The following is a 9,066-nucleotide window of genomic DNA, read 5'->3' on the forward strand; positions in this document are numbered from 1 at the left end:
GGAAACACTCCTTCCCATACCGAACAGGAAAGTTAAGCTCTATAGCGCCGATGGTACTGCATGGGAGACCGTGTGGGAGAGTAGGACGTTGCCAAGTTAGAAAAGAATAGCGATGGCTATTCTTTTTTTGTTATATAAAATTATATAAAATTATATAAAATAGGAAAATAGATATGTTTTTATACATATCTATTTTAATTTATAACGATTGCAAATGATAAATTCCTATTTATTTAAAGTTTGTTAATAAGTTTTCTTCTTTTTGAATAGTATGTAAAGAACAGTACTAGAAAAGGAGAATTACTAATGGAGAATAATGAAATTTATATGTTTCATAAGGGAATGAATTATAAATCTTATAAATTATTAGGATCTCATGTATGTGACTCTAATGGAGTTAATGGAATTCAATTCACAACTTGGGCACCTAATGCACAAGTTGTGTGGATAGTTGGAGATTTTAATAATTTTTGTGTGGATAACAACTATAAAATGAAACAAATATCTAAGGATGGCTTATGGAGTAGATTTTTACCTAAGTTAGAAGAAGGTGTTAAATATAAATATGCTATAAAGACAATGGATAATAAAATTATTTTTAAGTCTGATCCTTATGCAATATGTTCTGAAGTAAGACCTAATACAGCATCAATTGCATATAGGCCTAAAGAATACATATGGTCAGATGATAATTGGATTAAAGAAAAAAGAAAAAAGGATATATATAATACTGCTATTAATATATATGAAATTCATTTAGGATCTTGGAGAATAAATAATAATGAGTTTTTAACATATGAAGAATTAAGTGAAGTATTGCCAAACTATTTAACAGAAATGAGTTATAACTATGTTGAAATCATGCCTTTATGCGAACATCCTCTTGATGCATCTTGGGGGTATCAATGTACAGGATATTATTCATTAACAACTAGGTACGGAAATATTGAAGGCTTTAAAAAGTTAGTTGATAAACTGCACCAAAATAATATTGGAGTTATTTTAGATTGGGTACCAGGTCATTTTTGCAAAGATGCACATGGTTTATATATGTTTGATGGAAGTCCAACTTATGAATATGAGGAGTATTGGAAAGCTGATAATAAAGGGTGGGGAACTTTTAATTTTGATTTAGGTAAACCAGAGGTAAAAAGTTTTCTTATATCAAATGCTATGTATTGGATAAATGAATTTCATATAGATGGATTAAGAGTAGATGCTGTATCTAATATTATTTACTTAAGTTATGGAAGAGAATATGGGGAATGGCTTCCTAATAAGTATGGTACAGATTGTAATTTAGAGGGGATTCAATTTTTAAAAGATTTAAATACAGCAGTAAAAGAAAACAATGAAAAAACTATTATGATAGCTGAGGAATCAACAGCATGGCCTAAGGTATCAGGAAAGGTTAGTGATGATGGATTAGGATTTGACTTTAAGTGGAATATGGGATGGATGAATGATGTGCTTGAATACACTAGTAAAGACCCTATATATAGAAAGTATCATCATAATAAGCTAACTTTTTCATTAATGTATAACTATTCAGAGCGGTTTATATTGCCCTTTTCACATGATGAGGTTGTACATGGAAAGAAGTCGTTAGTAGATAAAATGCCAGGAGATTACTGGAGCAAGTTTGCTGGTTATAGATTATTAATTAGTTATATGTTTGGACATCCAGGAAAGAAGTTGAATTTCATGGGAAGTGAATTTGCTCAATTTATAGAATGGAGAGAATATGAGCAATTAGAGTGGAAGCTTATTGATATGTTTCCAATGCATAAAGCAACTCAAAACTTTATTAAAGATATTAATAAGTTTTATTTAAATAATAAAGCATTGTGGGAATTAGATTATGATATAGAGGGCTTTCAATGGATAGATGCAGATAATAAAGATCAAAGTATAGTTTCATTTATAAGAAGAGGAAAATATGAGAAAGATACTTTAATATTTATATGCAATTTTACTCCAGTTGTAAGGTATGATTTTAGAATTGGAGTTCCATTACAATCAGACTATGTAGAAGTATTTAATAGTGATGATGAGAAATATGGAGGGTCTGGACAAGTTATGGCAGAAGTAAATTTAGTTCCAGAAGAAATAGAATTTCATAATCAACCATATAGTATAAAGATTAAGGTTCCACCTATGGCAACACTAATCTTAGGTATAAAAAAAGGGGGAGAAAATAATGATGAAAGTATTACTTGTAGCATCAGAAGCTAATCCATTTATTAAAACTGGAGGTTTGGGGGATGTTATTGGGGCTCTTCCAAAAGCCTTAAGTAAAAAAGGGTTAGATGTAAGAGTTGTAATACCAAAATATAAAGGAATAAGAGAAGATTTAAAAAATAAATTTAGCTTTGTTAAATGGTTTATGGTTAAGGTTGGATGGAGAAATCAATACTGTGGTATTTTTGAATGCACTCATAATGGAGTTAAGTATTACTTTATTGACAATGAGTACTACTTTGGAAGAGATGAAGTATATGGATGCTATGATGATGGAGAAAGATTTGCATATTATGATAGAGCTGTCTTAGAGTTCATTAAGGAAATAGGATGGATACCTGATGTTATACATTGTAATGATTGGCAAACAGGGATGATTCCAGTTTTATTAAAATTAGAGTATTCAAAAGATGAATTTTATAAAAGTATAAAAACTATATACTCCATTCATAATATTTTGTTTCAAGGAATATTTCCAAAAGAAGTTTTACCAGATTTATTTGGATATGATATGGAACCATATAATAATGGAAGTTTAGAATTTTATGAGTGTATTAGTTTCATGAAAGGTGGAATTAATTATTCTGATAAGGTAACCACAGTAAGTTATAGTTATGCGGAAGAGATAAAAACTCCAGAGTATGGAGAGAAGTTGGATGGATTATTAAGAGAACATAATGATAATCTTAAAGGAATATTAAATGGCATAGATTATGAAGAATATAATCCGTATAAAGATTTTAATATTTATAAGACTTTTCAAGGGGATATATTAAGTGATAAGCAGGAGAACAAAATTAAGTTACAAGAAGAACTTAGATTACCCATAGATAAAGAAATACCTATGATAGGTATTGTTTCTAGACTAACTAACCAAAAGGGAATGGATTTGATAATTAGTATTGCAGATAGGTTATTAAAGAATAATATTCAATTAGTTATAGTTGGAACTGGGGATTGGTATTATGAAGATAAATTTAAAAACCTACAATATAGATATAAAGATAAGGTGTCAGCAAATATTAAATTTGATAATATATTAGCTCACAAGGTATATGCAAGTAGTGATTTATTTTTAATGCCTTCTTTATTTGAGCCTTGTGGATTAGGTCAATTAATAGCACTTAGATATGGAAGTATTCCTATAGTAAGAGAGACTGGTGGGTTAAAGGACACAATTTTCCCTTATAATCAATACAATGAATTAGGAAATGGATTTAGTTTTACAAATTATAATGCAGAGGAATTGCTGATGATAGTAGAGTATGCGTTAAGTTTCTATACAAAAAAGGAAGAATGGAGAAGGATTGTAAGACAAGCGCTTAATTCAAATAATAGCTGGGATAAATCAGCTGATGAATACCAACAGCTATATATGGAGGCAACAAGAACCTGATTATAGGAGGGATTAAAAGTTGGCATTAGATAAAAATACATTTAAGAAAGCTTATGAGAATAAGTATAAGGATATTCATGGAGACGAGATAGAAAATGGTAATAACCTGCAAAGGTATGAAGCTCTAGGGAGTTTAATAAGAGATTATGTAAGTTGGTTATGGTTAGATACTAATAAAAGATATAATAAAACTGGAGAAAAGCAAATTTATTATTTCTCTATGGAATTTCTTTTAGGAAGATTGCTTGGAGATACTTTAATGAATTTAGGTTTGATTGACATATGTAAAGAAGCTTTAGCAGAGTTAAATATAGATTTGAGGGATTTAGAAGAATTAGAAGAAGATCAAGGGCTAGGAAATGGTGGGTTAGGAAGATTAGCAGCATGTTTTCTAGATTCTATGGCATCTTTAGGTATTGCTGGACATGGCTGTGGAATAAGATATAAGTATGGATTTTTCGAGCAAAAAATAATAGATGGAAAACAAGTTGAACTATCAGATAACTGGTTACGTCAAGGAAACGTGTGGGAAAGAAGAAAGATTGGAAAAAGTGAAGTGGTAAAGTTTGGTGGAGAAGTTAAGGTAGAAAATATAGATGGCAGAATGGTATTTACTCAAGTTAACTATGAACCTGTTTTAGCTGTTCCATATGATACTCCAATTGTAGGATATGAAAATAATGTTGCTAATACATTAAGGCTTTGGAGCGCAGAAACTGTATCTAATGAATTTGATTATTCATCATTTAGTAGTGGAGAATATCTTAAAGCAATAGAATATAAAAATTCAGTAGAATCCATATCACAAGTATTATATCCTGAAGATTCATTTTATGAAGGAAAAATACTTAGATTAAAACAACAATATTTTTTTGTATCTGCTGGTATTCAAAGTATTATAAGACATTATAAGGCGCATGGTGGAAATATAAAATTCTTAGATGAAAAAATATCAATTCATATAAATGATACTCATCCAACATTGGCTATTCCAGAATTAATGAGAATATTATTAGATGAAGAGGGATTAGGTTGGGAAGAGGCATGGAGAATTACTACTAATATAGTATCATATACTAATCATACAATATTAGCTGAAGCTCTAGAGAAGTGGCCTATAGATATGTTTAAAAGCTTGTTACCTCGTATATATATGATAGTTGAAGAGATAAATGAAAGGTTCTGTTCAGACCTTTGGAATAAATATATTGGACAGTGGAAAAAGATATCAGATATGGCCATAATATCAGATGGTCAAGTTAGAATGGCTAATTTAGCAGTTGTAGGTAGCCATAGTGTGAATGGGGTAGCAAAACTTCATACTGAGATTTTGAAGAAAGAAGAAATGAAAAATCTATATTACTTCTATCCTAATAAGTTTAATAATAAGACTAATGGAATTACTCATAGGAGATGGTTGTTAAGAAGTAATCCAGGACTTACAAATCTTCTTTGTAATACTATTGGAGATAGTTTTATAAAACATCCTACAGATTTAATAAATTTTGAAAAGTTTACTTACGATAAGGGTGTACAAGAAGAATTAGCAAGGATAAAGAAAAAAAATAAAGAAAGATTAGCAGAAAAAATTTATAAAAAGAATGGCATTATAGTTGATCCATCTTCTATATTTGATGTACAAGTTAAGAGAATCCATGGATATAAGAGACAGACTCTTAATTGCTTAAGAATAATGGATTTATACAATAAACTTACTAATAACCCTAACTTAGATATTAACCCAAGAACCTTTATATTTGCAGGAAAAGCTGCACCAGGATATTATCTTGCAAAGAATATAATAGAGCTTATTAATGCTATAGCAGATAAGGTAAATAATGATCCATTAGTAAATAAAAAGATAAAGGTAGTATTCCTAGAAAATTATAATGTTTCATTAGCAGAAGAGATTATACCTGCAGCAGATTTAAGTGAACAAATATCCACCACAACTAAAGAAGCTTCGGGAACATCAAATATGAAATTTATGATGAATGGAGCTGTAACAATAGCTACTTTAGATGGTGCTAATATAGAAATTAGTGATGAGGTCGGAAATAATAATATATTTATATTTGGGCTTACGGCAAGACAAGTACTAAGCTATATAGAAAATGGAGGATATTCCTCACAAGATATGTACAATAAAAACGAAAGTATAAAAAATGTTATAGATGATTTGGTTAATGGTAAATACTCTAAGGATAGAGAAAAGTTTAGAAGTATATATGATCATTTAATAACTTTAAATGATGAGTTTTATGTCTTAAAAGATTTTGATTCATATGTTGAGGCTAACAAAAAAGTAGATAATATTTTTAAAGATATGTATAAGTGGCAAGAGATTTGTGGCATTAATATTGCTCATTCCGGGATTTTTTCTTCTGATAGGACAATACAACAATATGCTACAGGTATATGGGGTCCTGAACTTATATATAAGAATTTATAATTAATATATTATGTAGAATAAATGAAAATAAAAAAAGGTTTAAAAGGATAAAAATAATTTTAAAGTGTGATAAATACAAGGTTTATAAAGAGAAACCTTGTATTTTTTTTATGAAATAAATGTAAATAATATGTATATTAGTATGATTGAATTCATATTGTTATAGTGAAGGATAAGAAGATTAGAAGGGAGAGAGAGGATTGGGTAAGAGTGAGATAGTAGCAATGATTTTAGCAGGGGGGCAGGGATCTAGATTAGGAGTATTAACGAAGAAGCTTGCTAAACCAGCAGTGCCATTTGGTGGTAAATATAGAATAATAGACTTTCCATTGAGTAACTGCTCTAATTCAGGAATATATACTGTTGGAGTTTTAACACAATATAAACCATTAGAATTAAACGCTCATATTGGAATAGGAAGCCCATGGGATTTAGATAGAAGAGATGCTGGCGTGAGAATATTACCCCCATATCAAGAAGAAAAAGGTGGCAATTGGTATAAAGGTACAGCTAATGCAATATATCAGAACACAGAATTTATTGATAGTTACAATCCAGAGTATGTATTAATTTTATCTGGTGATCACATATATAAAATGAATTATGATGAAATGCTAGAAAAACATAAAAGTAGTAATGCAGATGCAACAATTGCAGTAATTAATGTGTCAATTGATGAAGCAAGTAGGTTTGGAATTATGAATACGAGAGAAGATAATTCTATTTATGAGTTTGAGGAGAAGCCTAAGGAACCTAAAAGTACTTTAGCATCTATGGGCATATATATATTCAATTGGAAGACACTAAAAAAATATTTAAGGGAAGATGAGTTAGATAGATTTTCAAGTAATGATTTTGGAAAGAATATCATTCCAAAGATGATAAAAGATAATCTTAAAATGATGGCATATCCATTTGATGGATACTGGAAAGATGTTGGAACAATCCATAGCCTATGGGAAGCTAATATGGACTTATTAGATGATGATAATAAATTAAATCTTTATGATAAAGAGTGGAAGATATATTCATCTAATAAAGTAAACATAGCTCAATATATAGGAGAAGATGCATTAATAAAAAATTCGCTTATAGTAGAAGGGTGTACTGTATATGGTAATGTAGAGGATTCTGTTTTGTTTCAAGGAGTTAAGATTGGAAAAAAGGCAATTATAAAAGATTCTGTAATAATGCCTAATGCATTTATAGGAGATAATGTAATTATTGAAAAAGCTATTATTGGCAGTGATGCAATAATAAGAAAAGGTTGCAGAATAGGTGATGGAAATGAAATAGCTGTAATAGCATCTAGTGAAGAGGTTAAATCAGGAAGTTTAGTAGAAGCCTGCAGTACAATATAAAACTATGAAAGGAGGGAAATTAATGAACAATTGTGTTGGGATAATAAACTTAGATGAGAATGAAAAAAGGATGGACGAGCTAGTTCGAAATAGACCATTAGCTTCAGTTCCTATTGCAGCTAAATATAGGATAGTTGATTTTATACTTTCAAACATGACCAATTCTGGAATTGACTGTATAGGAATATTTACAAAAAATAAATCTAGATCACTAATGGATCACTTAACTAATGGGAGGCCATGGGACCTTCATAGAAAGAAGGATGGACTAAAGGTATTTAACTTTGGGGATGAGGAGCCATTTGTTAATGATGTTGATAATTTTTATGATAATATAGAGTTTATAAAAAATAGTAGAAAAGATTATGTTTTATTAGCGCCATCATATATGATATGTAATATTGACTATAGGGACGTACTTATGCATCATATAAAAAATAAAAATGATATAACTGTTATATATAAAGATGTAAGTAATGCAAATAAATCTTTTCTTGGGTGTGATGTGGTAAATGTAGATGAAGGTAAAGTTAAGTCTGTAGGAAAGAACGTTGGAGAGGATAATTTAGCATCTATAAGTATGGAAATGTATATAATGCCTACTTACCTATTTATAGATATTGTAAATGAATGTGTTAAAAGAGGAAGTTATAAAAAAATAAAATCATTTATACATGATAACTTAGATAGATTAAATGTAGGTGCCTATAGATTTAATGGTTATCTTTCTTGCATTAACTCTTTAACTAGCTATTATTATACAAATATGGATTTATTAAAAAGGAAAGTAAGTAAGGAATTATTCTATAATGGTGGCACAATATATACAAAAACAAAAGATGAAGCTCCAACTAGATATACAAGAGACAGCAAAGTAACAAATTCTATAATTGCAAATGGATGTTATATAGAAGGGGAAGTAAGAAATAGTATAATATCTAGATGTGTTTATGTAGGAAAAGATGTAAAAATAGATGGATGCGTAATATTACAGGATGTTGTCATTGGAGAAAAAGCTAAGTTGGAGAGGATAATAGTAGATAAAGGCACACAAATATTAGAAGAGAAAAATTATGTTGGATCTAAGTCTTGGCCAGTAGTTATGAAAAAAAGACAATATATATAGAATGAAAGAGCATGATAATATTAACTATCATGCTCTTTATTGTTTATTAATAGATAAAAATGAAGAGATAGTAAGCTTTTATCAAACAAACTGAACCAGGTGTATCAGTATTTAATAATTATAGAATTATAAAGAAAAATAGAAAAAGATATGAATAATTTAATTAAATAAGTAATATTATATTAATGATGTTTTATTTATATGATAAGATATGATTCGTCGCTTGGTTGTGAGGCCAACAAGTAAGAAAATAAATTAAAAAACTTGTTGACAATGACAAAATTAAGTGATAAGATAAAAAAGTCGCTTGAATGCGACACACAAATTGGTCTTTGAAAATTGAACAGAATATAAAGTTAAAAACCAGCAATTCTTTTTACGAGTAAACTTAAGAAATCAAGTATCAAGATTAAACTTTTTATTGAGAGTTTGATCCTGGCTCAGGACGAACGCTGGCGGCGTGCCTAACACATGCAAGTCGAGCGATGAA

General features: G+C 29.4%; 5 protein-coding genes and 2 rRNA genes. All 7 read left to right on the forward strand.

The features are described from left to right. Positions 1-97, forward strand: a 5S ribosomal RNA gene (rrf, locus tag KIB46_RS15675); the annotation flags it as partial. Positions 98-306: 209 nt separating this feature from the next. Beyond that, complete coding sequence (glgB, locus tag KIB46_RS15680; RefSeq protein WP_291673105.1) at positions 307-2,235, forward strand: 1,4-alpha-glucan branching protein GlgB; 1,929 nt, start codon at positions 307-309, stop codon at positions 2,233-2,235. Beyond that, complete coding sequence (gene glgA, locus KIB46_RS15685; RefSeq protein WP_156562985.1) at positions 2,204-3,637, forward strand: glycogen synthase GlgA; 1,434 nt, start codon at positions 2,204-2,206, stop codon at positions 3,635-3,637. The genes glgB and glgA overlap by 32 nt, the downstream gene beginning before the upstream one ends. A 19-nt stretch (positions 3,638-3,656) precedes the next feature. Continuing rightward, the gene (locus KIB46_RS15690; protein WP_291673107.1) at positions 3,657-6,089 is read left to right on the forward strand and encodes a glycogen/starch/alpha-glucan phosphorylase; all 2,433 of its coding nucleotides are present in this window, start codon (positions 3,657-3,659) and stop codon (positions 6,087-6,089) included. Between the two features lie 200 nt (positions 6,090-6,289). Continuing rightward, positions 6,290-7,450 (forward strand): glucose-1-phosphate adenylyltransferase, encoded by a 1,161-nt coding sequence (locus KIB46_RS15695; protein WP_291673109.1) that lies wholly within the window; start codon positions 6,290-6,292, stop codon positions 7,448-7,450. Between the two features lie 22 nt (positions 7,451-7,472). After that, the gene (gene glgD / locus KIB46_RS15700; protein WP_291673111.1) at positions 7,473-8,576 is read left to right on the forward strand and encodes a glucose-1-phosphate adenylyltransferase subunit GlgD; all 1,104 of its coding nucleotides are present in this window, start codon (positions 7,473-7,475) and stop codon (positions 8,574-8,576) included. 417 nt (positions 8,577-8,993) lie between these two features. Beyond that, a 16S ribosomal RNA gene (locus tag KIB46_RS15705) occupies positions 8,994-9,066 on the forward strand; the annotation flags it as partial.

This window comes from Clostridium sp. (assembly GCF_018372875.1).
GTDB lineage: Bacteria > Bacillota > Clostridia > Clostridiales > Clostridiaceae > Clostridium.